The organism is Burkholderia sp. b14 (assembly GCF_900156195.1).
Taxonomy (GTDB): domain Bacteria; phylum Pseudomonadota; class Gammaproteobacteria; order Burkholderiales; family Burkholderiaceae; genus Mycetohabitans.
Window position 1 is genome coordinate 2,592,872 of record NZ_FTPJ01000003.1, and the last position, 24,819, is coordinate 2,617,690.

Annotated in this window: 21 protein-coding genes, 4 tRNA genes and 2 pseudogenes; 19 read left to right on the forward strand and 8 right to left on the reverse strand. The window is 60.8% G+C overall.

Annotated elements, in window-relative coordinates:
• The first annotated feature begins 69 nt into the window (after nt 1-69).
• From B0B13_RS16450 to B0B13_RS20145, 5 genes and pseudogenes are all read left to right on the forward strand, one after another.
• Nucleotides 70-145 (forward strand) — tRNA-Gly (locus tag B0B13_RS16450).
• A gap of 22 nt (nt 146-167) precedes the next feature.
• Nucleotides 168-243, forward strand: a tRNA-Gly gene (locus B0B13_RS16455).
• 8 nt (nt 244-251) lie between these two features.
• Nucleotides 252-325, forward strand: a tRNA-Cys gene (locus B0B13_RS16460).
• A gap of 259 nt (nt 326-584) precedes the next feature.
• Nucleotides 585-866: pseudogene (locus B0B13_RS16465) on the forward strand (GNAT family N-acetyltransferase); the annotation flags it as partial.
• Nucleotides 863-1,285: pseudogene (locus B0B13_RS20145) on the forward strand (MarR family transcriptional regulator). The pseudogenes B0B13_RS16465 and B0B13_RS20145, both read left to right, overlap by 4 nt.
• Here the strand turns inward: B0B13_RS20145 and B0B13_RS16475 are convergent.
• Entirely contained in the window at nt 1,218-1,847 is a 630-nt protein-coding gene (locus B0B13_RS16475) for an SCO family protein (protein WP_235090157.1), read from the reverse strand. The pseudogene B0B13_RS20145 and the gene B0B13_RS16475 overlap by 68 nt on opposite strands.
• A gap of 268 nt (nt 1,848-2,115) precedes the next feature.
• On the opposite strand from B0B13_RS16475, the gene otsB reads away from it, so the two are divergent.
• The gene (gene otsB / locus B0B13_RS16480; protein WP_076797114.1) at nt 2,116-2,895 is read left to right on the forward strand and encodes a trehalose-phosphatase; all 780 of its coding nucleotides are present in this window, start codon (nt 2,116-2,118) and stop codon (nt 2,893-2,895) included.
• Nucleotides 2,896-2,932: 37 nt separating this feature from the next.
• Nucleotides 2,933-4,333: an alpha,alpha-trehalose-phosphate synthase (UDP-forming) gene (otsA, locus tag B0B13_RS16485; protein WP_076797402.1), complete on the forward strand. Its 1,401-nt coding sequence runs from the start codon at nt 2,933-2,935 to the stop codon at nt 4,331-4,333.
• A 146-nt stretch (nt 4,334-4,479) separates the two neighbouring features.
• Here the strand turns inward: otsA and B0B13_RS16490 are convergent, their stop codons facing one another.
• Nucleotides 4,480-6,342 carry an ABC transporter ATP-binding protein gene (locus B0B13_RS16490; RefSeq protein WP_170872452.1) on the reverse strand — a complete coding sequence of 621 codons (1,863 nt, stop codon included), beginning with the start codon at nt 6,340-6,342 and terminating at the stop codon, nt 4,480-4,482.
• Between the two features lie 686 nt (nt 6,343-7,028).
• On the opposite strand from B0B13_RS16490, the gene B0B13_RS16495 reads away from it, so the two are divergent.
• A complete protein-coding gene (locus B0B13_RS16495; RefSeq protein ID WP_076797115.1) occupies nt 7,029-8,093 on the forward strand; it encodes a glycosyltransferase family 4 protein in 1,065 nt (354 codons plus the stop codon).
• A gap of 195 nt (nt 8,094-8,288) precedes the next feature.
• Nucleotides 8,289-9,053: a hypothetical protein gene (locus B0B13_RS16500; protein WP_076797404.1), complete on the forward strand. Its 765-nt coding sequence runs from the start codon at nt 8,289-8,291 to the stop codon at nt 9,051-9,053.
• A 268-nt stretch (nt 9,054-9,321) separates the two neighbouring features.
• Here the strand turns inward: B0B13_RS16500 and B0B13_RS16505 are convergent, their stop codons facing one another.
• Complete coding sequence (locus B0B13_RS16505; protein ID WP_076797116.1) at nt 9,322-9,618, reverse strand: PIN domain-containing protein; 297 nt, start codon at nt 9,616-9,618, stop codon at nt 9,322-9,324.
• A gap of 221 nt (nt 9,619-9,839) precedes the next feature.
• Here B0B13_RS16505 and B0B13_RS16510 point away from each other — a divergent pair, with 221 nt between their 5' ends.
• The 3 genes from B0B13_RS16510 (at nt 9,840) to B0B13_RS16520 (ending at nt 12,144) form a co-directional block, all read left to right on the forward strand.
• Complete coding sequence (locus tag B0B13_RS16510) at nt 9,840-10,262, forward strand: hypothetical protein (RefSeq protein ID WP_139337452.1); 423 nt, start codon at nt 9,840-9,842, stop codon at nt 10,260-10,262.
• A gap of 305 nt (nt 10,263-10,567) precedes the next feature.
• Complete coding sequence (locus B0B13_RS16515; RefSeq protein ID WP_076797118.1) at nt 10,568-11,305, forward strand: HipA family kinase; 738 nt, start codon at nt 10,568-10,570, stop codon at nt 11,303-11,305.
• The gene (locus B0B13_RS16520; protein WP_076785202.1) at nt 11,305-12,144 is read left to right on the forward strand and encodes a DUF3037 domain-containing protein; all 840 of its coding nucleotides are present in this window, start codon (nt 11,305-11,307) and stop codon (nt 12,142-12,144) included. Before B0B13_RS16515 ends, B0B13_RS16520 begins: the two co-directional genes overlap by 1 nt.
• Before the next feature lie 308 nt (nt 12,145-12,452).
• Here B0B13_RS16520 and B0B13_RS16525 read toward each other — a convergent pair.
• From B0B13_RS16525 to B0B13_RS16540, 4 genes are all read right to left on the reverse strand, one after another.
• Nucleotides 12,453-12,527, reverse strand: a tRNA-Val gene (locus B0B13_RS16525).
• A gap of 176 nt (nt 12,528-12,703) precedes the next feature.
• Nucleotides 12,704-13,447 carry a DNA polymerase III subunit epsilon gene (gene dnaQ, locus B0B13_RS16530; protein WP_076785201.1) on the reverse strand — a complete coding sequence of 248 codons (744 nt, stop codon included), beginning with the start codon at nt 13,445-13,447 and terminating at the stop codon, nt 12,704-12,706.
• Nucleotides 13,448-13,499: 52 nt separating this feature from the next.
• Complete coding sequence (gene rnhA / locus B0B13_RS16535; RefSeq protein WP_076797119.1) at nt 13,500-13,949, reverse strand: ribonuclease HI; 450 nt, start codon at nt 13,947-13,949, stop codon at nt 13,500-13,502.
• Nucleotides 13,950-13,998: 49 nt separating this feature from the next.
• Nucleotides 13,999-14,811 (reverse strand): class I SAM-dependent methyltransferase, encoded by an 813-nt coding sequence (locus B0B13_RS16540; protein ID WP_076785199.1) that lies wholly within the window; start codon nt 14,809-14,811, stop codon nt 13,999-14,001.
• Nucleotides 14,812-14,832: 21 nt separating this feature from the next.
• Between B0B13_RS16540 and gloB the strand changes: the two genes are divergently transcribed.
• The 7 genes from gloB to B0B13_RS16575 all read left to right on the forward strand — a co-directional run bounded on the left by gloB (nt 14,833) and on the right by B0B13_RS16575 (nt 24,091).
• Nucleotides 14,833-15,675: a hydroxyacylglutathione hydrolase gene (gene gloB, locus B0B13_RS16545; RefSeq protein WP_076797120.1), complete on the forward strand. Its 843-nt coding sequence runs from the start codon at nt 14,833-14,835 to the stop codon at nt 15,673-15,675.
• 220 nt (nt 15,676-15,895) lie between these two features.
• A complete protein-coding gene (locus B0B13_RS16550) occupies nt 15,896-17,572 on the forward strand; it encodes a transglycosylase SLT domain-containing protein (protein ID WP_076797121.1) in 1,677 nt (558 codons plus the stop codon).
• A gap of 27 nt (nt 17,573-17,599) precedes the next feature.
• Entirely contained in the window at nt 17,600-18,211 is a 612-nt protein-coding gene (locus B0B13_RS16555; RefSeq protein WP_076797122.1) for a hypothetical protein, read from the forward strand.
• Nucleotides 18,212-18,408: 197 nt separating this feature from the next.
• The gene (carA, locus tag B0B13_RS16560; RefSeq protein ID WP_076797123.1) at nt 18,409-19,569 is read left to right on the forward strand and encodes a glutamine-hydrolyzing carbamoyl-phosphate synthase small subunit; all 1,161 of its coding nucleotides are present in this window, start codon (nt 18,409-18,411) and stop codon (nt 19,567-19,569) included.
• Between the two features lie 134 nt (nt 19,570-19,703).
• Nucleotides 19,704-22,958 (forward strand): carbamoyl-phosphate synthase large subunit, encoded by a 3,255-nt coding sequence (carB, locus tag B0B13_RS16565; RefSeq protein WP_076785194.1) that lies wholly within the window; start codon nt 19,704-19,706, stop codon nt 22,956-22,958.
• Between the two features lie 150 nt (nt 22,959-23,108).
• Nucleotides 23,109-23,585, forward strand: coding sequence for a transcription elongation factor GreA (greA, locus tag B0B13_RS16570; protein WP_076785193.1), 477 nt, complete (start codon nt 23,109-23,111; stop codon nt 23,583-23,585).
• Nucleotides 23,586-23,623: 38 nt separating this feature from the next.
• Complete coding sequence (locus B0B13_RS16575; protein WP_235090204.1) at nt 23,624-24,091, forward strand: DUF4149 domain-containing protein; 468 nt, start codon at nt 23,624-23,626, stop codon at nt 24,089-24,091.
• A gap of 110 nt (nt 24,092-24,201) precedes the next feature.
• Here B0B13_RS16575 and B0B13_RS16580 read toward each other — a convergent pair whose 3' ends face one another.
• The gene (locus B0B13_RS16580; protein WP_076797125.1) at nt 24,202-24,795 is read right to left on the reverse strand and encodes a YhbY family RNA-binding protein; all 594 of its coding nucleotides are present in this window, start codon (nt 24,793-24,795) and stop codon (nt 24,202-24,204) included.
• Between the last annotated feature and the right edge of the window lie 24 nt (nt 24,796-24,819).

Consider the following 24,819-nt stretch of genomic DNA (forward strand, 5'->3'; position numbering starts at 1 on the left):
TGCGCGCCACTTTCAGCATAATCTCGAACTCTGCTGAACACGCCAACGCGTGAACGGCGACAGCATCGTGCGGGAGTAGCTCAGTTGGTAGAGCGCAACCTTGCCAAGGTTGAGGTCGCGAGTTCGAGACTCGTCTCCCGCTCCACGACGCACAGTAGTTGATGCTTGCGGGAGTAGCTCAGTTGGTAGAGCGCAACCTTGCCAAGGTTGAGGTCGCGAGTTCGAGACTCGTCTCCCGCTCCAGGTGCCATGGCGCGATAGCAAAGCGGTTATGCAGCGGCCTGCAAAGCCGTTTAGGCCGGTTCGACTCCGGCTCGCGCCTCCAGACAACCCCCCTAGTTTTCAAGGGGGTTTTTTGTTTGTGCCACAGCCGCGCGAGCCTGTTTAAGGTTGCCGTCCTCGAGTTCGTCAATAAGTGCGTTCGCATAGAGTCCTCCATTGAGATCGGTTTGGGGACATGTACGACTCATGCACGCTGGGACGGACGGATGAAATGATCAAATGGAGTTTCCGGCACTTCGTCGAGTTGAGCGCGGCTGACGTCTACGACATGTTAGACGTGCGCAGCGAGGTCGAGTCATCCACTCGCGGGTTACCTCCGGGTGCTGTCCGCCGCGCAGCACGATGATTGCGCCGATTGTGTCATCGGCCGCGTGCTGACGTCGCCGCGCCATCGCGGCAATGGGTTGGGCCGTGCGTTAATGGCCCATGCGCTTGACCAGATCGGCTCGCGCTGGCCCAACACGGCTGTGCGACTGCATGCACAGGCACACCTGCAGCGCTTCTATGTTGGGTTCGGGTTTAAGCCGATCTCCGACGAGCATGATGACGATGGCATTGCGCACGTCTGGATGCGCCGCCCCTGACCGATGACTGCCTTCGCATCAACAAGAACGCCGCTACAAGCGCTGTCCTGACCAAACAGGATTTTGAAGCGTTGTCCGAGTTCCGTGACCAGGTGCGGCGGTTCCAGCGTTTCTCGGAAAACGCTGCGCAAAGTGAAGGCATTACGCCACTGCAATACCTGCTGCTGCATGTCGAGGGTTTCCCGGGTCGCGAGTAGGCAACCATCGGCGAGTTGGCCGAGCGGCTGCAAGCCCAGCCGCATGGCGTGGTGGCGTTGGTCACGCGCTGTGAGGCGTTGGAATGGGTCAAGCGCGTGCTGCTTCATCTTGCGTCGCTGCGTCGCGCGAACACAGCTCAACGATGGGGCTGCGTCAGGGCGTTTGCTCAATCAGACGCTTCAAGTCATCGGCGATCATGTCTGCGGAGTCGGATGCGGTAGCGAGCAGACGCGCGCGGCCGGTACGATCGAACACATAGATCGCCGAGCTGTGTGTGACCTCGTAATTTCCGTTGCCGTCGGGTTTCTCGGTCTGATACGCGACGCGATAGCGTCGCGCTAGATTAGCAATCTGTTTTTCGGAGCCGCTCAGTCCGACCACGTGCTGCGGATCGAACGCCTGCACATAGGTATGCAATGTCTGCGGCGTGTCTCGGTGAGGATCGACCGAAATGAATAGAATGCGCACGTCGCGGGCATCGTTGCCCAGTTGCTCGAGAACCTGCATTAGCCGGGCCATGGTCTCTGGGCATACATCCGGACAATGCGTGTAGCCGAAAAAGACTAGCGTAGTCTTGCCGGCGAACGACGCGCCGGACACGGTCTGCCCATTGTCCGCCTGCAGCGAAAAGCCGAGATCCGGCAGGTGGCCAGAGACGTTGGTCAGTTTCCACTGGCCGTCATCCCGCATGCACGCCGACAATGTAACCGATAAGCCGACGCACGCGGCGAGCACGGCGTGGCGCAGCACCGATTGACGGCGGGGCGCGCGCGGAATTCGCATACGCGATCGAGGCAACGGGATGGACATCGGAAAATGGAACAGGGGTAAGGCTTGGCGCGGAGCGTATCGACGCATCCACCGAATAAGATACTGTAGCGCATTTCGTTGCGCACGGCGACTCATGCACAGCGGTGGGGCAATATGCCGCGTGTTGCCGTTGCGGTAAGATGCCACGACAATAGGGTCGGACGATGCAGCAACATACATGATGCGCGTCGAGGGTTCATCGTCCTGTGCCGCCGTCTCTTTAATCCAAACTATCCGTTCGATGCAACGCTTATCCGATTCATTGGCTGCACTGTCTCGCGTCAACCCGCTCGATGCAGCATTTTTCTTCGATTTCGACGGCACGCTGGTTGAATTGGCCGGGGCGCCGGATCGTGTGGTCGTTGAGCCGGTGCTGATCCAGTTGCTGGATGGGCTGCGGCAAGCGTCGCATGGCGCGCTCGCGGTGGTGTCCGGGCGCGGCATCGACAGCATTGACACGCTGCTCGCGTCGGACGCACTGGCAAACCTGCCCATCGCGGGGTTGCATGGCGCGGAGCGGCGCGATGCGAATGGCGACGTGCTGCGTGTGGGGTTCAACGATCCACGACTCGCGCACATCGGACGGGAGCTCGAGCGCGTAGTCAGTGACAATCCCGGCATGCTGCTCGAGATCAAGGGCGCGGCGCTGGCGCTGCACTATCGGAATGCGCCGGATCGAGAGCGGGTGGCACGACGCGAGACCGAACGGTTGTGCGTTGAATACAGCGACGCGTATGTGCTGCAGCCCGGCAAGATGGTGTATGAAATCAAGCCGAAGCATGTCGACAAGGGGCGGGCGATCGCGGCATTCCTCGACGAGCCACCGTTCGTGGGTCGCGTGCCGGTTTTTGCCGGTGATGACCTGACGGATGAAAAGGGCTTCGACGTGGTCAATGCGCGCGGCGGCGTATCGATCAAGATTGGTGACGGCAATACGCGGGCCAGCACCAGACTCCCTTCTGTCGCCGCGTTCCGCGATTGGCTCGCAACGTTGATTGGCGCGCGGCCGCCGCGCGCATGAACTGCCGGATGCACGGCGACGACCTGTACGGTGCCGCATGAGCCGGTTGATCATCGTGTCGAATCGGGTTGCGCCGATTTCCGAGGGGGGACCCGCCGCCGGCGGATTGGCGATCGGCGTCTATGACGCGCTAAAAGAGACCGGCGGCATGTGGTTCGGCTGGAGCGGTGACACGCAGTCCGGCCCGATCGGGCCGATCAAGCTCGACGAGCGTGGCCCGGTGACCTTCGCGACGATCGCGCTGTCCCGGCGCGACTACGAGCAATACTACCGCGGCTTTTCGAACGCGGTGCTGTGGCCGACGTTCCACTATCGCTGCGACCTTGCCCATTTTGAGTGGCAGGAGTTTGACGGCTACTGTCGGGTCAACCGATGGCTGGCGGATCAGTTGGTGCCGCTGATCCGGCCCGATGATGTGATCTGGGTCCATGACTATCATCTGATTCCGTTTGCTGAGGCACTGCGTGCGCGGCACGTGGCGAACCGTATCGGCTTCTTCCTTCATATTCCGTTCCCGCCCGCGCAGTTGCTGTTGACCGTCCCGCCGCATGAGAAACTGATGCGGGCGTTGTGTTGCTTCGATCTGATTGGTTTTCAAACTGACGGGGATCTGCGCGCATTCGTTGACTACATCGAGCATGAGGCACATGGGCAGGTCGAACGCCGCATCGACGCCAGGGTATGCAGCGTGCGGGCGTATGATCGCACGGTGCGCGCCGGCGCCTATCCGATCGGTGTTTACCCGGACGAGATCGCGCGATTGGCCGCGGCCGGCGAGAGCGCCAGCTACGTGCGCAAACTGAAGGCAACGCTGCACGAGCGGCAACTGATCATGGCCGTGGACCGGCTGGACTATTCGAAAGGGCTGGTGGAGCGGTTCCGTGCGTTCGAGAAGCTGCTCGAGACGACGCCTGCGCGCCGCAACCAGGTGTCATTCGTGCAGATCGCGCCACCGACCCGCGCTGACATGAATGCGTACCAGGACATCCGGTTGCAGCTCGAGGCGGAAGCGGGCCGGATCAACGGACGTTTCGCCGAATTGGATTGGGCGCCGATCCGCTACATTCACCGGCAGTACGAGCGACAGGTACTGGCCGCGTTGTTCCGGATATCCGATGTCGGCTACGTTACGCCGCTGCGCGACGGCATGAATCTGGTGGCTAAGGAGTATGTGTCCGCGCAGGATCCGGATGATCCAGGCGTTTTGGTGCTGTCACGCTTTGCCGGCGCCGCGCAGGAACTGCACGGTGCGTTGATCGTCAATCCTGCCGATCTCGCGGGCATGGCTGAGGCATTGGATCGCGCGCTGAGCATGCCGCTGGCTGAACGGCGGCAGCGTCACGCGGATATGATGACGCAGTTGCGTGAGAATAACGTGTCTGTGTGGCGTGATCACTTCCTCGGCGACCTGCGCTTGCCGGCGCCGGGCGGAGGCTGATAGCGAGCGCGCCGTCAAAGAGGGGGGCAGCGACGCACACGCGGCGGCGTACACCAGCGACGCCCACACGCAGCGGTGGGTTGACTGCGCGGGCCGGGCCCTGCCAGAGATGCGCCAGTCTCGTTGCCAAGGACGCGCCAGCTTCGTTAAGCGTGCTCGACGAGTCGCAATTCGTGGTCATGGACCGCTGCGCGCCCCGATTGCTTGATCAATAGGTCTCGATACGGGCCGGGTCGGTTCTTCAGCTCGTCCGGCGTGCCATCGTCGATGACCTTGCCCGCGCTCATCACGATGATGCGGTCAAAGTTCTGCAGTGTCGAGAGCCGGTGCGCGATCGCCACCACGGTGCGGCCCCGCATCAGCCGGTCCAGCGCCTGCTGGATCGCTTCCTCAGAGGCGCTGTCCAGTGCGGACGTCGCTTCGTCCAGCAGCAGAATCGGGGCGTCCTTCAGAATGGCGCGCGCGATCGCGATGCGTTGACGCTGTCCACCAGAGAGCTTGACGCCACGGTCGCCGACGATTGTCTCGAACCCCTCCGGCATCGCCTCGATGAAGTCCGTGCAGCGGGCTTCGCGCGCTGCGGCGAGCACTTCCTCGCGAGACGCATCGGGCCGGCCATAGGCGATATTCTCATACACGGTTCGATGGAACAGCGAAATATCCTGCGGCACCAGCGCAATGGCACTGCGCAAGCTGTCCTGTGTGATGCGTGAGATGTCCTGTCCGTCGATCCGGATCACGCCGCCCTGCGGCTCGTAGAAGCGCTGCAGTAGCGCCAGTACGGTGGACTTGCCGGCGCCAGACTTGCCCACCAGCCCGACTCGCTGACCCGGTTCGATATGCAATTCGAAACGATCGAGAATCGGGCGGCGTCGCGGATACGCGAACGTGACCTGCTCGAAATCGACGCGCCCCCCGTTCGTGCTTAGCTCGATGGCGTCGTTGCGGTCGGGCATGTCATGCGGCTCGAGCAGCGTCTGTACGGCTTCGGACAGCCTCGCCACGTGTTGCGTGACATCCACCAGCGCGACCGCGAGGTCCCGCGTGCCGTGCAGGATCGTGAAGCCCAGCGAGCTTACCAGCACGATGTCGCCGGGGGTTGCCTGCCCGCGCGTCCATAGCCACAGTGTCCAACCGAGCAGCCCGGCCGAGAGCAGTGCCGTGATTACCGCGTGCAACAGCCGTAGCTTCTCCAGGTACAGTAGGCTTTGCTGGCGTGCGGTCATCTCGGCGCGCACGGTCATGCCGAAGCGCCGCTGCTCGCGCAGCGTCATGCCGAAAGCGCGCACCAGCGCCATATTGCCGATCACGTCGACCAGTTCGCCGTCCACTGACGCGGCGCGCGTCGCGAAGGCCTGGTGACGCGCGCTGCCGCGTTGAGCCAGCTTGAACAATACGATCGCCAGAATGGCGGAGGCTACCAGCAGTGTGCTGGCCATCAGAGGGTTGACCGCGAAGATCATCACGATCGCACCGCATACGGCGATACAAGGCGGCAGCACATTCCACGCCATCATGTTCTCGGCCGTGTAGACGGCATTAGACGTGGCAGTGATGCGGCTGGCTAGCATCCCCGGCTGTTTCTCGGCGAAATAGGTCGGCGAATGGCCGCTCAGATAGCGGAACAGGTCCTTGCGCAAGTCGCCTGTGACGACTACGAACGTATGCGCGGCGATCCAGCCGCCGACCCGCCATAGTAGGTTGTCGGCGGCAATCAAGCCGACCAGCAGCCCGAACGCGCCCCATAGCTCGAGCGGGTGATGGCGGCCGTGGCTGAGCACATCGATCAAATGCTTGATCGCATACTGCGACGCAAGCGCGCAGCCGACTGCTGCGAGTACGCTTGCCAGTACGGTGGCATGTGCGACCGGATGATGCCGGATGTAGCGAAACAGGAACGCCAGTGGCCGATGGGCGTAGCTCGCCAGCCGCGTATTGCGCGCATTGCGTTCGGCCGTGGTTAGGCGCTCGATCTGGTCGGGGTAAAGCGTCGAATCGGTGTTTGCCATGGCGAGTGCGGTGGCCTCGAACAGTGGTGACCTTGGCAGACGGACTGCCAAAGACGGGATTGTAAACGCGCCGGGAACGGTTCAGTCGGGCGATGTGCGAATCGGCAGGCCAGGGCACGTATGGCGATGGGCCCAGACGGCAGCCGATCGGGCGTGGCAAGCAAACGACATCCCATGTCCGTAGGTGAGTGTATTTTAAGATACAATGACACGTCAGCCTGCGATCAGTGACAGCGCGTTGTGTTGCGTTGCGTTAAGTCGCGCAGCCCGACCCTCCGGCCCGTGTTGCCAGCCCTGCACACAATCTAAAACAGCCTTTTAGAACAAGGCTTAGCAAAGTGTATCAATACTGTAACAAGGTAAAGACTTTGAAAGGCAGGCCTGGATTTGTGCTATGCGGCGTCGATAATCGAGTCCGGTTCAGCCCCTAGACAGTTTTGCCGAACAGTCAACGGTTTGACGTTTTGAGCGTTTATGGCTTGCACACCGTCGGAAGGCGATGGCATTGAGCGCGGCAGACGGGTCAAATCGAGAGACTGTACAACCGTACCGCACCGTTGCAGCAAGATCGGCACGCGCTTGCGCCGATGGCGCAGGCGGGGCGGCCCCGGTGGCAAACCGGGGATTTCTGAGCCGTATTAAACCGAAGCAGTCACTTCGCCTGACTTTTTTAGGAGTTTACCGACATGCGAATCGCTCAAATCGCGCCGCTGCACGAGGCCGTTCCCCCAAAGCTGTACGGTGGGACCGAGCGCGTCGTGTCCTACCTCACCGAAGCGCTGGTCGAACTTGGACATGATGTGACGCTGTTTGCCAGCGGAGATTCGCAGACGTCGGCCAGGCTCGATGCGGTATGGCCGAAGGCGTTGCGACTGGATCCGTCGATCCGCGATACGATGGCGCCGCACATGTTGCTGCTCGAGCAGGTGCGCCGACGGTCGGAAGAGTTTGATGTACTGCATTTCCATATCGACTACTACCCGTTTCCGCTGTTTTCGCGCCAGCCGGTGCCACATTTGACGACATTGCACGGCCGGCTCGACTTGCCCGAGCTGCAGCCGATCTTCAACGTGTTCGACGACGTGCCGGTCGTGTCGATCTCCGACAACCAGCGCAACCCGTTACCGCAGGCCAATTGGCTCTCGACCGTGCATCATGGTTTGCCCATCGATCTGCTGACGCCGCGCACCGACATCGAGCCGAGCTATCTGGCCTTCCTGGGTCGTATTTCGCCGGAAAAGCGCGTGGATACCGCGATTCGGATCGCCCAACAGTGCGGCATGAGGATCAAGATCGCCGCGAAGCTCGATAAGGCCGATCGCGCATATTACGACGAACAGATCAAGCCGCTGATGTCGCTGCCGCACGTCGAGTACATCGGCGAGATCTCGGAAGCCGAGAAGGCGCAGTTCCTGTCGGGCGCGCATGCGTTGCTGTTTCCGATCGACTGGCCGGAGCCGTTCGGCCTGGTGATGATCGAGGCAATGGCTTGCGGCACGCCCGTGATCGCATTCAAGCGCGGGTCGGTGCCGGAAGTGATCGAGAATGGCGTGTCGGGCTTTGTCGTCGAAGACGAGTTAAGCGCAGTCGCCGCGGTGAACCGGCTGCACACACTGTCGCGCGCCGGCGTGCGGGCGGCATTCGAGGCCTGTTTTACATCGAAGGTGATGGCGCAACGCTACGTCGATGCGTACGAGGCACTGCTGCGCCTCAGCCGTCGCACGGTGCTGCGCGAAGTCGCCGCCGGCTAAGCAAGCCACATCGGGCCGGTTAGGCGAGCCCGCTGCCTCCCTCCAATGCCTACGGCTGTCGATGCCGTGGGCGTTTTTGTTTGCGTGGCGATTGCCGCGTTGCACCGTAAGAGTCCTTATAATGTGCCGCTGGTGCAATTGCGACGGCCTGCAGGGCGGCTGTGCGACAAACAGGAGAGTAACTTGCCGAAGGTGATGCAGCCGAGCCACCATACTGTGCCGGGCGCCGCGACGATCTTCGCGCTGCGCGCGATCGGACTCGCGTTGCTTGCACGCTGGTTGCACTCGATGTCGCAAATGGGCTTCGTGCCCGTGTTGACCGACATTGCGTCGTCACCGTGGGCATGCCTGAACGTCATCCTGCTGTTCCTGCTGATCACGCTGCCCGGCGCGCAGGCGCGGGCTGAGCGGCCATTCCATCCGTTGCCACAATGGCTGCGGCAGGCATTGCGCTGCTTCTCGCTCATTTGTTTTTTATTTGCCGCATGGTCGATCGGACTGTTTATCTGCGCTGCGGGGCCAAAGGCGGCGCTGCGCGCGATGGCCGACAGTAACGGATGGATCGCCGTATCGCCGGGGCTATATATCGTGGTGGCGTGGATTTGCCGGCCTCGGCCACTGTGGCGGTCTAATTTTGCTGCGCGGCGCTTTGCGATCGGCCGCTATGCGGTGTCGCTCGACGTCGCTACGCGTACCGTCGTCGTTTGGGCCGAAAGCCGGAAGGTTGGCCAGTACGACGGTCGCGAATTGTCGGTGCGCATCGTCCACGAGCATGTGCCGATCCGCGCATGGCGGCGATGGGTTCGCGCGGCACAGCCTTGTGCCGATTTGCTGTGGAACTCGCCCGCCGCGGCTGGCCACAACCGGCAACTGGTGATGCACGCAGTGCTCAAAAACGATGCGGATCGTACCGCTAGCAGGGCTTTGGAGAAGGCGCTTGCGTCGCTCAGCGCTGGGTGACCTCTGTCTGTCAATGAATTGGGTTGAACTGCTAATCATACTGTCAGTGCGCTTTTCGTCTGAAAGGTAGCAAGCTCGCAAGCCATTGATTGATTTTAATTTCTCTTTGCCACGTGTAATGCCTTGTTGGATCGTTTCGTCGAGGCAAACCAACATCGGTGTGACGAATAGTTGCTTTTGAGACTCATGCTGCAGTCGATGCGATGACGCGCAAGCAACGCTTGATATTCGGTATTGGCGTAATGATTTTCGTTATCCGAAAATATTGTTATCCTATCCAGTCGGATTCGCCCTCAAGTGCACGCGTTAGCTGACCAGCTAACGTGTGCTGCACACCGTGCGGCCTCGTGTAGACGACGTGCCCTTGATCGAAGCTTGCCAATTTCCCTTTGTGCGTACGAGCTAGCGCTAGCAGGTACATGTTGGTCAACTGTGCGGCCGATAGCTGCCAGCTTGTGTCGACGTGGTCCGCGTCAAGTAGACTCAAGTCATCAAGCCCAAACGGATAGCCTGGGTGAGTGCGCTGCTGCGCGACGAATGGCGCCGCAATGGGCGGCGAACCCATTGCGTTAGGGTATTCCAGACGGCTCAGAACCCCTTACTGGCCTCGCCTTGGCGCACAGCTTCTTTCCGTGGATAGCCTCAGCCGATGGCCATGCGGGCGCGACTTTGACTAGACCCTCATGATCTAACTAGTTGATTCTATTGATAGTGCACTGCAGCTATCATGCGAAAAATCCGATTTTTGACGGCACACGGGTGGGATAAAAATCTGCGGAAGGTATAATGCCAGACGAGGATCTATCTGAATACGATTTAAGTTGTCATTCCAATACGTCAGCAAACACTCATTTTTTTGCCATTTTAAGTAAAGCGGACGAAATGAAGGTGCCTGGCAAAAGGGATATATACGGCATGGCGGAATTAAAAACGTTTACAGAGAATAATAAAACGGAAGTTATATTTAATTATGCTTTGGCCCATCCAAGAGCGCAGCTGCATAATGCTAATTGTTTCGTGGAAAGCGTTTCGGAGGGTGATGATAATGAGAAGGAACTTAATATTAAAGGGGTGGGAACTTATTTGACGGTCAAATCCATAAAAAAGCTTTCAAAAAAATATAATATAAAATCAATTCAAACGGAGGCGATTAATGTTAGGTCTGCCGCAATTGCCCAAAAATTTGGAGCAAAATTTTTAAGGGCATAAAATAGGATACAGTAATTGAAGGCGGCCCCACCTCACAACTACCGCCCGCACCGCGCCTTCGTCTTGTCAGCGGTGTGTTGACTATTGTGGTTGTGAGGCTATCCCCAATCAGGCCGTTCCGCTTAATCTTTGATACCCCAAAGCACGCCGATGTGCGCCTGGGTGAGCCGCTAACCGCCATCAGTCAGTCCATGTCTAGCGGTTCAAGCTCCGGGCAGCGACGGTAACGGCTCTGTTACCATTTCAGGCCTACGCCCTTCGCGCTACGCAGTGTCGGATCGTGGCGGGCCATATGCGGGGGATCCATGTTCAATCGCGAAGTCGTGCAGATCGTCGAAGTGCTGGGTCGTGCCACGCAGGGTATTACCCAACCATTCATCTGCCGGGGCGACGATAAGCAGCTATATTTTGTAAAGGGGCTTCATGCTGGGCGCCGGAGTCTGGTCGCCGAGTGGCTTGGGAGTGCGATGGCCGAGGCGTTCGGGTTACCCGTTGCACCGTTTCGGATTGCGCAGGTGGCCGACGAACTAATCAAAATCGGCCCTTCACATTTCGCCGAACTTGGCGCAGGCTATGCTTTTGCGTCCTGCGCGGTGCCAAACGCACTAGAGATGTCATGGACGCTGCTTGGCCATGTCGATCCCGAACTGCAATTGGACGTCATCGTGTTCGACTGGTGGATTCGGAACCAAGACCGGACGCTGACCGAGAAAGGCGGCAATCCAAACTTGCTCTGGGACCCGGGAGCAAGTCGGATGCTGGTGATTGACCAAAACCAGGCATTCGATCCCTATTTTGACCGCTCAGCCTTTCTCGAGCTTCACCCGTTCTCGCCGGTATGGCACAGAGTCTATGAGGACTTCGTGACCCGGCAGGTTTACGAGATGAGGATGCTAAACGCGCTCGAACAGTTCGAGTGCGCGTGCGATAAAATGCCAGCTTCGTGGTCTATCGTCGGTGACGACGTGCCGCTCGGGTTCACGCCCGACGAGGCATATGGCCTGCTGCTTAGGTATTGCCACGAGGATTTCTGGAAACCATAATGAAACACGCGTGCCGTTACGCCATTGTCCGCTTCATGCCGTATCTGGAGACGGGTGAGTTCGCGAACGTGGGACTCCTGCTGATGAGCCCCACGGCGAGGTTTTTTGGTTTCCGCATGCTCGATAGCGTGCGGCGGGTGACTGCGTTCTTTGACGAACTTGACCCGAACATCTTCCGCCGTGCGAGGAAGACCTACCAACAAGAGCTGATGCGTATCGGCGCGTCTATCGAACATGCATTCTGCAACGTATCGTCCGGCGCGGGTCCGGACTATGCGAAATTCGCGTTCACCGAACTGGTGAAGCCGAGGCAGGCGATCATGTATGCCGACGCGGAACGGGCGGTCTTGGCGGAGGATCCGGCCGAGAAGCTGCTTGAGCTTTTTGATCACTATGTGGGCCGTGTGTTCGTGACCCGGGCCTATCAGGAACGGGAAGTCGAAAAGGGCGTGCAGCGCATTCTGAAATCCGCAGAACTGGCTACGCTGTACAAACAGCAGGTGTTGATCGGTGATGACGCCTACCGTGCGAGGTTGCCGTTCGCGCGGATAAACGAGCGCGGCCAGGCGCTACGTGCGATCAAGCCGCTGTTTCTCGCGCATGACGACCCCTCACGGCTGTACGACCATGGCTGGGACTGGTTGGGCAAGGTCAAGAAGCTGCGTCGCGACGACAAGCTCATTGGCGACGTTATGTTTGCTGTCCGGCGTCCGGCAGAGGAATTTGGGCCGCATGCAGATGCTTTCGCCGATGTAAAGCAGGATTTGGAACGCGAGGATTTCATCTCAGTTGTATCTGACAGCGACGAACGTAGCATTCTTGCGTTTGCTCGCGACTGAGCTACAGATGGGTACCGGCGCCTCGGCCGTACCAGCCATAGGTGACTGGACTCGGCACGTCGCGCCCAAGCTTCAACGGCGGTCTTGGTATTGAAACTGCGAGACAGCGACAGCCACCTGCGTCGCCGAGTTTGCGCTTCCCAGTATTTTCCTCATTGCCGAATTGTTGCCATGCAAATGCGTCGCCAAGTGAACAGTGGCAAATTTGTGGCAAACAACCCGATTCAGGGAAGGACAGAAATCGAACGAGGAGGGTGTTCGATCGCCAGAAAGTAAGAAGGGCCGGCGTTTGCCGGCCCTTCCGATTCTGGTGGGTAGTACTGGGATCGAACCAGTGACCCCTGCCGTGTGAAGGCAGTGCTCTACCGCTGAGCTAACCACCCAAATGAGTCAGCGATTATGACAGGACTTGCGAGATCCGTAAAGTGCTTTTCACAGGTCCGGGCTGCGTTATCACTATCCGGCGCTCGACTGGTTCCGCAGTGGCGCCGACCTGCTCGCGCGTGGATCACGTGCGCCTCCGTGGACACCGTACCGACGCGCGTGGCACGCCGCCGTATCACGCGGCAGCCGCGGGGGCGGTTTCGTTCACCCGCTGCGGCGGCTCCCGCCATACGCACGGCCCTTTGCGTGCTTTGTCGAGTTCGTTGAGTACATCCGCATGGGCGGCAAGCTCGTCATCGCTAGCACTGATAACGGGCAGCTCAAACTGGGCGAGCGACACGCGCGCCGTGGCTACCGACCCTGGGCCCGGCGTGTCGGCCAGCATGTCGATGACCAGACTTTCTTGGCCGCGCGTCATCGCTAGGTAGACGTCGGCCAGCAATTCCGCATCAAGTAGCGCGCCATGCAGCGTGCGGTGCGCATTGCTGATGCCGAAGCGCTCGCACAGCGCGTCCAGTGAGTTACGCTTGCCTGGGAACATCGCCTTGGCCTGCACCAGCGTGTCGATCACTTCGCCGCAATGATCGCAAAATGGCGGCAGCCCCAGCATCGCAAATTCCGCGTTGAGAAAGCCGATGTCGAACGGTGCGTTATGAATGATGATGCCGGCATCCTTGACGAAATCGCGCAGCGCATCGGCAATTTCCGCGAACTTCGGCTTGTCGCGCAGAAACTCGGTAGTCAATCCATGCACGGCCAATGCGCCGGGGTCGCTGTCGCGCTCCGGATTGACGTAAAAGTGTAGGTTGTTGCCGGTCAGTTGCCGGTTGACGATTTCGACGCAGCCGATTTCAATGATCCGGTCTCCGCCTTTGGCGTTCAGGCCAGTGGTTTCGGTGTCGAGAACAAGAAGACGCATGGTGGGATGGTGTGTTCAAAAAAGTTCAACATGCAGCGCGTGCGTACACGGCTCATGCTTGTTCGAGCGATGCCACGCCCTGGTTGGCCAGTGCGTCGGCTCGTTCGTTTTCCGGATGGCCGGCGTGGCCGCGGACCCAGCGCCATTCGATCTCGTGCAGCACGCTCAGCGCATCGAGACGTTGCCATAGATCGGCGTTCTTGACCGGCGTTTTCGCGGCAGTCACCCAATTCTTTTTCTTCCAGCCGTGAATCCATTCGCTGATGCCTTTTTGCACGTACTGCGAATCGGTATGGACGACCGCCTTGCAGGGCCGCTTTAGCGCCTCGAGGGCGGCGATCACGGCCATCAGTTCCATTCGGTTGTTGGTCGTTGAGCGCTCGCCGCCAAACAGCTCTTTTTCTTGCGCGCCGAAGCGCAGCAGTGCGCCCCAGCCGCCCGGACCCGGGTTGCCTTTGCAGGCGCCATCCGTATAAATTTCGATGAGGGTGTTGGATTCCATGAGTTCGTCGATAGGGGTGACACGCAAACGCCAGCGTACGCTGGCGTCGTTAGGGAGCGTTCGGTGCTGCAACCGGGTTCAGCGCCGGCGCGAGTGCCTGTTTTTTGACTTTGGCCGGACCGATCAGCCGCATACCATGCACCCGCTTGATCGCGGTGATCATGTATGTCGCGCCAAAAATCGGCCACCAGCGATCACCGGCGGCTTCCATGAATGCATACCGCGCGAGCCATGTCTCGGTGTTCACTGGCGGACGGTAGCAGCCGAAGCGGCCACGGTCCAGTTCGAAGCCGAGCAACTTGATCCAGTCCTTCATTCTCGTAAAGGCGATCAGGTCATGTGCCGCCGGCACGAACGCACGGCCGCCGCGGCGGCTGATCGACTGTCGCATGCCCCACAGGCTCAGCGAGTTGAAGCCGACAATCACGAGCCGTCCCTCTGGCACAAGGACGCGTTCGGCTTCGCGCAGTAGCCGATGCGGATCGCGCGTGAACTCGAGTGTGTGCGGTAGGATCAGCAAGTCCACGCTCTGCGACTCGAACGGCAGGTCCAGGAAATCGCACCAAAGCGTTTCGCGTTGCGGCGGTGCGTGGCGTTGGCCGGTATCGGCGGCGCCATGGCTGTTCTGGTCCGGCAATCGATAGGGCGCGCTCGCGCCGCTGGCTGCGTCCAGCACCAGGCCGCGGCATGGCATGCGGTTCTCGCGCAACGCATCAAGCTGCGGTAAGCCCAACTGCAGCGCGTAATAGCCGAACATGTCGGACACCAGGCGATCGAGTTGGCTTTGCTCCCACGCGAGCACGTATCGTCCCGGTGGTGATTCGGTCCAGGTTGGCCAGTCTATAATCGGTCGGTTCGACATTGTATCTATGGGTTCTGCGCGATGAACGTACCGTTGGAAGCCAGATCAGCCCGTGACGCCGGTGGCGGGTTGCAATACATCCCGGTTCCGGCATTTGAGGACAACTATATCTGGGTCATCTCGAACGGATGTGACGCTGCAGTGGTCGATCCTGGCGATGCCGCGCCGGTCGCCGACTTCCTGCAGCGACAAGGCTTGCGGCTGACCGCTATTTTACTCACCCACCACCATGCCGACCATGTCGGCGGAGTGGTCACGTTGATCCAGACGTGTGGCGCACACGGCCCGGTCCCGGTGTACGGTCCGCGCAGCGAAGCCATCCAGGCAGTCACGAACCCGCTTGCGGGCGGGGATGAAGTCCGGATCGAGCCGCTCGGATTGGTATTGTCCGTGATCGACGTGCCCGGCCATACACGCGGGCATATCGCTTATTTCGCGGCGGCCGGCTCGGATCCGGTGCCGCACCTGCTGTGCGGCGACACGCTATTTGCCAGCGGCTGCGGGCGTCTGTTCGAGGGCACCCCACAGCAGATGCTGGCATCGCTGGACGCGCTGGCGGCGCTGCCCGATGCCACCGAAGTGCATTGCGCGCACGAATACACATTGTCCAATATCGCATTCGCGCTGGCGGTGGAGCCGGACAACGTCGACTTGCTCGCCTGGCGGGACCGGGCTCAGGGGTTACGCGCCGATGGGGTGGCGACTTTGCCGACTACGATAGGTCATGAGAAGCGTGTCAATCCGTTCCTGCGCGCCCATCTGCCGTCGATCCGACAGCAACTAGCCGACAAGCGGCAGGTGCACACGAGCGGGCGGCTCGACACTTTTACTGCGTTGCGTGAATGGAAGAACGTCTTTCGCTGACGCTACCCGCGTCGGTGGATCCGGACGTCATCACTTATCATAACGACGCCGCATGTCGAGACCCTCACATCGATGGCGGATTTCGCACGGGACCTGAAGAACAGGTCTCAACGCACGGATTTTGCAGGCTTTTTTACAGTTTTTAGGTTGACGCGACGCACGCGTTCTGCGTACTATCGGACCCAATTTTCCGGCGCCCCTTTGGAATCCGAGACGTTTAATGCGATTGATACTCAGCGCGCTGTTGACACTGTTGCTCGCCGCCTGCGCGAGCAGCGGCAAGCATACGGCGCAACCCTCTCAACCGGCTTCCTCCGCGCTTTCCACTTCGCAGAACCTGCAGCTCATCGAAGGCAATCCCATTCAGAAGCATGCCGCGCTGTCCTCGTCTAAGCACACCATCGACGTTGATCATGGCAGCGTGCAAGAACTGCAAGGCTCCGATGACTTGTGGAGCCGGATTCGCGCCGGCGTCCAGATCCCGGATCTGCAAAGCAATCTGGTCAACATGCAGACGAATTGGTACGCGCAGCGCCCCGACTACGTCGAGCGCATGACTGAACGCTCGAAGAAGTACCTGTATCACATCGTCGAAGAGCTTGAACAGCGGCGTATGCCAACGGAGCTGGCACTGTTGCCGTTCGTCGAGTCGGCGTTTAACCCGCATGCGCTATCGGTCGCGAAGGCCGCCGGCATGTGGCAGTTCGTACCCGGCACGGGCCGTACCTTTAAACTGAAACAGAACATGTTTCAGGACGAACGGCGTGACGTCGTCGCCTCGACTAGTGCGGCGCTCGATTATCTGACGAAGTTGCACGGCATGTTCGGCGACTGGTATCTGGCGCTGGCTGCTTACAATTGGGGCGAGGGCAGCGTAAAACGCGCGATTGCGCGCAACCTGGCACGCGGGCTGCCGACCGATTATCAGAGCCTGCCGATGCCGTCCGAGACGCGCAACTATGTGCCCAAGCTGCAGGCGGTGAAAAACATTGTGATGAACCCGCGGCAATATGGGCTGACGTTGCCGGATATTCCGAATCACCCGTACTTCGTCACGGTGACGACCGCGCGTGACATTGACGTCAAGGTAGCGTCCAAGCTTGCAGGCCTTTCGCTAGAAGAGTTTCGCTCGCTGAACCCCGGCTTCAAGCAACCGGTGATTCTCGGCGCATCACAACCGCAGATTCTGCTTCCGTTTGAGAACGCGAATGTGTTTGAGCGCAACTTGAAAGCCTACGACGGCAACCTGTCGACGTGGAAGACGTACAAGGTGACCGAGCGTGCGACCCCGGCGGTGCTGGCCAAGAAAATCGGCGTCGACTCGGGCATGCTGATGGCGGTCAATAAGATTCCCGCCGGCATGCGGCTCAAGCCTGGCTCGACGCTGCTGGTGCCCAAGGACGATGGCGATGACGAGGATATCAGCGCCGACGTCGCGGAAAATGCGGTACTCGCGATGGAGCCGGAGGTGCCCGATACGCGCAAGATGTTGATCCGCGTGCGGCGCGGGCAGTCGATCGCGGCGGTGGCCCGACGCTATGGCGTGACTGTCGCGCAGATTAAGGCATGGAACCATACGCGGCGCAACACGGTGATGGCGGGCCAGCGGCTGATATTGCACGTACCGGTCCGACGGGCAATCGCTAAAGAGATGTCGGCGCCGCGCGCGGGCCGCGTGGAGAAGATTTCGGCGCGTGCGCGCATCGTGCGCGTTGCCGAGCCGGTTCGCAGCAAGGTAGGCAAGGCGAAGGCGGGCAAGGGTGCGGCGAAGTCGGCGGGCGCTGCCACTTCTACCGGGGCCGGCAAGGCGGCGCCGGCGTCCGTCGGTCAGACCAAGGCCGCGGTTGCGAGCCGCGCGAAGACCGCGGGCGACGCGCGCAAACGCAAGGCAAAATAGGCGGCCCGTGCCGCATCGAGCGTATCGGTGTTCGGTACCACCTTCATTGTGGGCAACATCGGCTTTGGCGCGCTGGCCCGCACGTTCGAGCGCTGGGGCGTGTCGGTATCTCGGTTCTCCGGCGTCACGATGGTGTTGTTCGTACTGGTGCAGGGGCTCATCGCCGCCCGCGTGCCGTTGCCGCCGATGGCGGTGTGGGCCGCCTACGGCGCATTGGGCAGCTCCGGCATTCTCACCTATGCCGTACTTGCCGAGCACTTTCCGGCGCGCCTGATCGGCCGCGTGAACACGAGTTTCACGTTGGTGATTTTGGGAGATCTTTGTACTGCAAGTGGCGATCGGCGCGGCGCTGGATCATTGGCCGGCGTGAGGCGGCCATTATCCGGCCCACGCACATCAATGGGTCTGGTTCGTGTTGGTCGTGGTGCAAGGGCTTGCCGCAATCGGATACTTCATGCTGGCGCTGCGATGCGCGGGCGGGAAGTGGGCTTGCGACAGGAAACGACCGGGTCTGCCGAGAACGCGCCGCGCCGAGATCCGATTGAAAATGGACTAAAACTAAAGCGTGGCCGACAGTGGGTCGTTGAGCCGATGGATTTTGAGGCAAGATCGGTTTCAAGCTATAATTTGAAAGTTTAAGTTAATCAACCCGCACCCTAGCGCCTACCTTTCCCAAACCGCTCGTCCGCCGCGCGCCCGATTCTATCGGAGCTGTCGCCCGCAGCGGGGCCGATTGTGCACGTCGTCTGTGAGCCGAATGGGCCCCGAGGCGGACAATGCGCCCCCCGGACAAGGACGACAGGTCGGCAGCAGGGTGTCCCCGGAAGGAGCCCCCCGTGTTGCCGTCTTTTTCTCCCGCTCTGCTCGCGCTTGCCGATGGCACCGTTTTGCGCGGCTACTCGATCGGCGCCACCGGCCACACGATTGGTGAAGTGGTGTTCAATACTGCGATCACCGGCTACCAGGAAATTCTCACCGACCCCAGCTACGCGCGCCAGATCGTCACGCTGACGTATCCGCACATCGGCAATGTCGGTGTGAACGACGAAGACGTCGAGTCGGGCCGCGTCCATGCCGCTGGCCTGGTGATTCGCGATCTGCCGGTGCTGGCGTCGAATTTCCGCGCTCAGCGCACGTTGTCTGACTATCTGGCCGGCGAAGGCGTGGTCGCGATCGCCGGCTTGGATACGCGCTGCTTGACCCGCATTCTGCGCGAGCGGGGCGCGCAGAACGGCTGCATTCTCGTCGGGACCGACGAACAACAGGCGCTCGAGCTGGCGCGCTCGTTCCCGGGCCTGGCCGGCATGGATCTGGCAAAAGTCGTGTCGACGCACGCGCGCTACGAGTGGACCGAGACCGAATGGCGCCTAGGCGAAGGCTACCGGGCGCAACCAACGCCGCAGTACCGGGTGGTCGCGTTCGACTACGGCATTAAACGCAATATTCTGCGCATGCTTGCCGAGCGCGGGTGCCATGTCACCGTGTTGCCCGCCCAATCGAGCGTCGCTGACGCGCTTGCGCTGAATCCGGATGGCGTGTTCCTGTCCAATGGGCCCGGTGATCCGCAAGCATGCGATTACGCGGTCGCCGCGACGCGCGAATTGATCGAGCGCGGCGTGCCGACGTTCGGCATTTGCCTGGGCCACCAGATCATGGCGCTGGCTGTCGGCGCGAAGACGTTGAAGATGAAGACCGGCCACCATGGCGCCAATCACCCGGTCAAGGATCTGGACAACGGCAAGGTCGTGATCACCTCGCAAAACCACGGTTTCGCGGTTGACGCGTCAACGCTGCCGGCCAACGCGAAGGTCACGCACGTCTCGCTGTTCGATGGCACGCTGCAGGGCTTTGCGCTGCAGGACAAGCCCGCGTTCTGCTTCCAGGGGCACCCGGAAGCGTCGCCGGGGCCGCACGACATCGGCTACCTGTTTGACCGGTTCGTTGGCTTGATCAACGCGAGCAAGGCCGGCCGCAACTGCGCCACGAGCGCCGCATAGCACCGCGCGGCGGGCGGCTCATTGCCCCCGCTGCGCGTCAGTCGGCATGCAGGCGCGTGTGCGACATGCGCCGCACCGCAATACCGAAGACACGAATATCAGCGCGATACACGCGCACACCAGCGAGTAGCGTTATGCCCAAGCGGACAGACATCAACAGTATTCTTATCATCGGCGCGGGGCCGATCATCATCGGCCAGGCGTGCGAGTTCGACTATTCCGGCGCGCAGGCGTGCAAGGCACTGCGCGAGGAAGGCTATAAGGTGATCTTGGTCAACAGCAATCCGGCGACGATCATGACCGACCCGGATACGGCCGACGTCACGTACATCGAACCGATCACCTGGGAAGTCGTCGAGACGATCATCGCGAAGGAGCGTCCCGACGCGATCCTGCCGACGATGGGAGGCCAGACCGCGCTGAACTGCGCGCTGGACCTGCATCGGCACGGCGTGCTGGACAAATACGGCGTCGAGTTGATCGGCGCGTCGCCCGCGGCGATCGACAAGGCCGAGGATCGGCAGAAGTTCAAGGAGGCGATGGACCGGATCGGGTTGGGCTCGGCCAAGTCGGGAATTGCGCACTCGTGGGAAGAGGCGCTGAAGGTCCAGGCCGAGATTGCCCAGGCGACCGGTGGCGCGGGCTACCCAGTGGTGATCCGGCCATCGTTCACGCTCGGCGGCTCGGGGGGCGGTATTGCATACAACCGTGTCGAGTTCGAGGAGATCTGTAAGCGCGGCCTAGATTTGTCGCCCACGCGCGAGTTGCTGATCGAGGAATCGCTGCTGGGTTGGAAGGAATTCGAGATGGAGGTTGTGCGTGACCGGCACGACAACTGCATCATTGTCTGCTCGATCGAGAATCTCGATCCGATGGGTATCCATACCGGCGACTCGATCACTGTCGCGCCCGCGCAGACGCTGACCGACAAGGAATACCAATTGATGCGCGACGCGTCGCTTGCAGTGCTGCGCGAGATCGGCGTGGATACGGGCGGCTCGAACGTGCAATTTGCGATCAATCCGCGCGATGGTCGCATGATCGTGATCGAGATGAATCCGCGCGTGTCGCGCTCGTCTGCGCTCGCGTCGAAGGCAACGGGATTCCCGATCGCGAAGGTTGCAGCCAAGCTCGCGGTCGGCTATACGTTGGATGAATTGAAGAACGAGATCACCGGTGGCCAGACGCCGGCCTCGTTCGAGCCGACGATTGACTACGTGGTCACGAAGGTACCGCGCTTTGCGTTCGAGAAATTTCGCGAGGCCGATCCGCACTTGACCACCCAGATGAAGTCCGTCGGCGAGGTGATGGCGATCGGACGCACGTTCCAGGAATCGTTTCAGAAGGCGCTGCGGGGGCTGGAGGTCGGCGTGGACGGACTGGACGAAAAGTCCACGGACCGCGACGAGATTGTCGAGCAGATCGGCACGCCGGGTCCGGACCGGATCTGGTATGTTGGCGATGCATTCCGCGTGGGGTTGTCGCGCGACGAGATCTTCGACGAAACCGGGATTGATCCGTGGTTCCTCGCCCAGATCGAGCAGATCGTGCTGAAGGAAAAAGCGCTCGCCGCACGCTCGCTGGTCAGCCTGTCGCGCGACGAGCTGTTGTACTTGAAGCAGAGCGGCTTCTCGGACCGGCGTCTGGCCAAGCTGACGGGCGCAAGCCCGGCTGAGGTACGCGCGCGTCGCATCGAGTTGAATGTGCGGCCGGTATACAAACGCGTGGACACTTGCGCGGCGGAGTTTGCGACGAAAACCGCTTACATGTACTCGACGTACGAGCAGGAGTGCGAGGCGCAGCCGACGACGAACAAAAAGATTATGGTGTTGGGCGGCGGCCCGAACCGGATTGGCCAGGGCATCGAATTCGACTATTGCTGCGTGCATGCCGCGCTGGCGATGCGCGAGGACGGCTACGAAACGATCATGGTCAACTGCAATCCGGAAACGGTATCGACCGACTATGACACGTCGGATCGGCTTTATTTCGAGCCGCTGACGCTGGAGGATGTGCTCGAGATCGTCGACAAGGAAAAGCCGCTCGGCGTGATCGTGCAATACGGCGGCCAGACGCCGTTGAAGCTTGCGCTGGATCTGGAGGCCAATGGTGTGCCGATCGTGGGTACATCGCCGGACATGATCGATGCGGCCGAGGACCGCGAGCGCTTCCAGAAGCTGTTGCAATCGCTCGGCCTGCGTCAGCCGCCGAATCGGACCGCTCGCACCGAGGACGAAGCACTGCAGCTAGCCGGCGAGATCGGCTATCCGCTTGTCGTGCGTCCCTCCTACGTGCTGGGCGGCCGCGCGATGGAGATCGTGCATGCGCCGCGTGACCTGGAACGCTATATGCGCGAAGCGGTCAAGGTATCGAACGATTCGCCGGTGTTGCTGGATCGGTTCCTGAATGACGCGATCGAATGTGATGTTGATTGCATTTGTGACGGCAGTGCGGTCTTCATTGGCGGTGTCATGGAGCATATTGAGCAGGCGGGCGTGCACTCTGGAGATTCTGCCTGCTCGCTGCCACCTTATTCGCTGTCGGCTGCGACCGTGACCGAACTCAAGCGGCAGACCGCGGCGATGGCGCGGGCGCTGAACGTGATCGGGCTGATGAACGTACAGTTCGCCATCCAGCAGGTGCCGCAGGCCAACGGTACGCTCGGCGATGTGATCTACGTGCTGGAAGTCAATCCGCGCGCGTCACGCACGGTGCCGTACGTATCGAAGGCGACTGGGCTGCAACTGGCCAAGATCGCCGCGCGCGCGATGGTCGGACAGACGCTGGTCGCGCAGCGGGTGACACAGGAGGTTGAGCCGCCTTACTTCAGCGTGAAGGAGGCGGTGTTCCCGTTCATCAAGTTCCCGGCTGTCGATCCGGTGCTGGGACCAGAGATGCGTTCGACCGGTGAAGTGATGGGCGTTGGACGCACGTTCGGCGAGGCGCTGTTCAAGTCGCAACTAGCTGCCGGCTCGCGGCTGCCCGCTTCGGGCACCGTGCTGCTGACCGTGATGGACGCGGATAAGCCCAAGGCCGTCGAGTTAGCGCGCATGCTGCATGAGCTAGGCTATCCGTTAGTCGCGACGAAGGGAACGGCCATGGCGATTGCGGCTGCAGGTGTGCCGGTCAAAGTCGTCAATAAGGTCAAGGACGGTCGGCCGCATATCGTCGACATGATCAAGAACGGCGAAATCGCGCTCGTATTCACGACTGTCGATGAAACCCGGACCGCGATCGCTGATTCGCGCTCGATTCGCATGAGCGCGCAGGCGAACAAGGTGACGTACTACACGACGATGTCCGGTGCGCGCGCTGCAGTCGAAGGCCTGCGCTATTTGAAAAACCTTGAGGTCTATGATTTACAAGGGCTTCATGCTCGCCTAAACTGATTGTCGATCCGGCGGCGTGCTTGCGCAGATGAGGTAAGATGCGTTTGTACCCGTCGGTGGTACCCAAAGTAGCCCTATGAGCCGCGGTTGAGCGGTATCCCGAAATGGGATGCGATCAACCGCGGTAATTTTTTTAACCCTGAGCCTGTTATGAGCACTATTCCACTGACGAAGCGCGGTGCTGACCAACTGCGTGACGAATTGCAACGACTGAAGTCGGTCGAGCGTCCGTCGGTGATCCACGCGATCGCCGAGGCGCGTGCACAAGGTGATTTATCGGAAAACGCCGAGTACGATGCCGCGAAGGAGAAGCAGGCGTTTATCGAGGGCCGCATCGCTGAACTCGAATCGAAATTGTCGGCCGCGCAGATCATCGATCCGAAGGCGGTCGATGCGGACGGGCGCATCGTATTCGGCGCCACCGTCGATCTCGAGGATCTCGATTCGGGTGACAAGGTCACCTACCAAATCGTCGGAGACGACGAGGCGGATCTCGAACATGGGCTGATCTCAGTCAGTTCGCCAATTGCTCGCGCGTTGATTGGCAAGTTCGAGGGCGATGTGGCGGCGGTGCAAGCGCCCAGCGGCGTGCGCGAGTACGAGATCATCACGGTACGTTACGAGTAAAATGTCATGCTCCTAATGATTGCGCCATTCGAACGATGATTGCACAGCGCCTGTTCCGCCTGCTCGCGATGCTGTGGGTCGGCAGTCTCGTCAGCACCGGCTACCTGGCTGCGCCGACCCTGTTCGCGTCGCTCGATCGCACGAGTGCGGGCATGGTCGCCGCCTCGCTGTTCCACACGCAGGCGGTGATCGGCGTGGTGGCTGGTATCGTGCTGCTCGGGTGCGCGCACGCGTTTGTTAAACGCGGCGACCGGGCGTACCGGGTCGCGCGCTGGGTGATCATCGCGATGCTGGTATGCGTGCTGGTCGGCTATTTCGCGCTGCAGCCGTTCATGAACGAATTGCGCGTCGCGGCGCAGCAAGCCGGGACGGATGTCGGAGATTCCGCCTATGCGGCGCGCTTTGGTGCTTTGCACGTCGCATCCAGCGCCATCTACCTGGTGCAAAGCCTGCTTGGCCTCGTGCTAGTGTGGCGCTTGCCGGTCGCCACGCGGTCGATGTTCTAAGCGATCGCCCCGCCGCTATCCCGGTGCGCTCGCCGTGTAGGCTGTGTGCAATCGCATGCCGTCAAGCATCGCGCGTGGACGCGCGGGATTCGGTAGCAGGTCGGTGGTGCCTATTTGTTAGACTGGTGCTGGCGCTTCGGACTTGTCTGTCGCTTTTTCGCCTTTTTGACATTGCCGCCAGCGGTGACGCGTTCATTGCCGAGCACCTTGACCAATTGTGGCTTTGGGCGCCGTATCGTGCTGGACGGTTTTACAACTTTGACGACACGTGGCGCGGCACCGGCCGTCGACGTGTCGCGGCGCGCGGCGCAGCGGGCAGTGCCGGCGCTCGGCACATCGGCGTTGCGCTGCGGCACGGCGCGGCGAGCCTGTGCCGTGCGGGGCGCGCGCGAGGCTGTGCCGCGCGGGGCGCTGGCAGCAGTGTCGTCGCGTCGTGGCCTCCAGATGACCAGCAACTTGCCGATATGCTGAATAGGCGCCGCCGACAGACGGTCACAGATCGTGTCGTAAAGCGCCGCGCGCTCGTCGCGCTCGTCGCCAAACACGCGGATCTTAATCAACTCATGCGCGTTCAGGTGCACGTCGATCTCGTTGAGCACCGCGTCGGTCAATCCATCTGCGCCGATCAAGACGACTGGCTTCAGCGGATGGGCTTGCGAGCGCAGCGCGCTGCGCTCGGCGGAGGAAAGGGTAAGGGCAGGCATGGGGGTAATCCGGCAAGCAGGGCA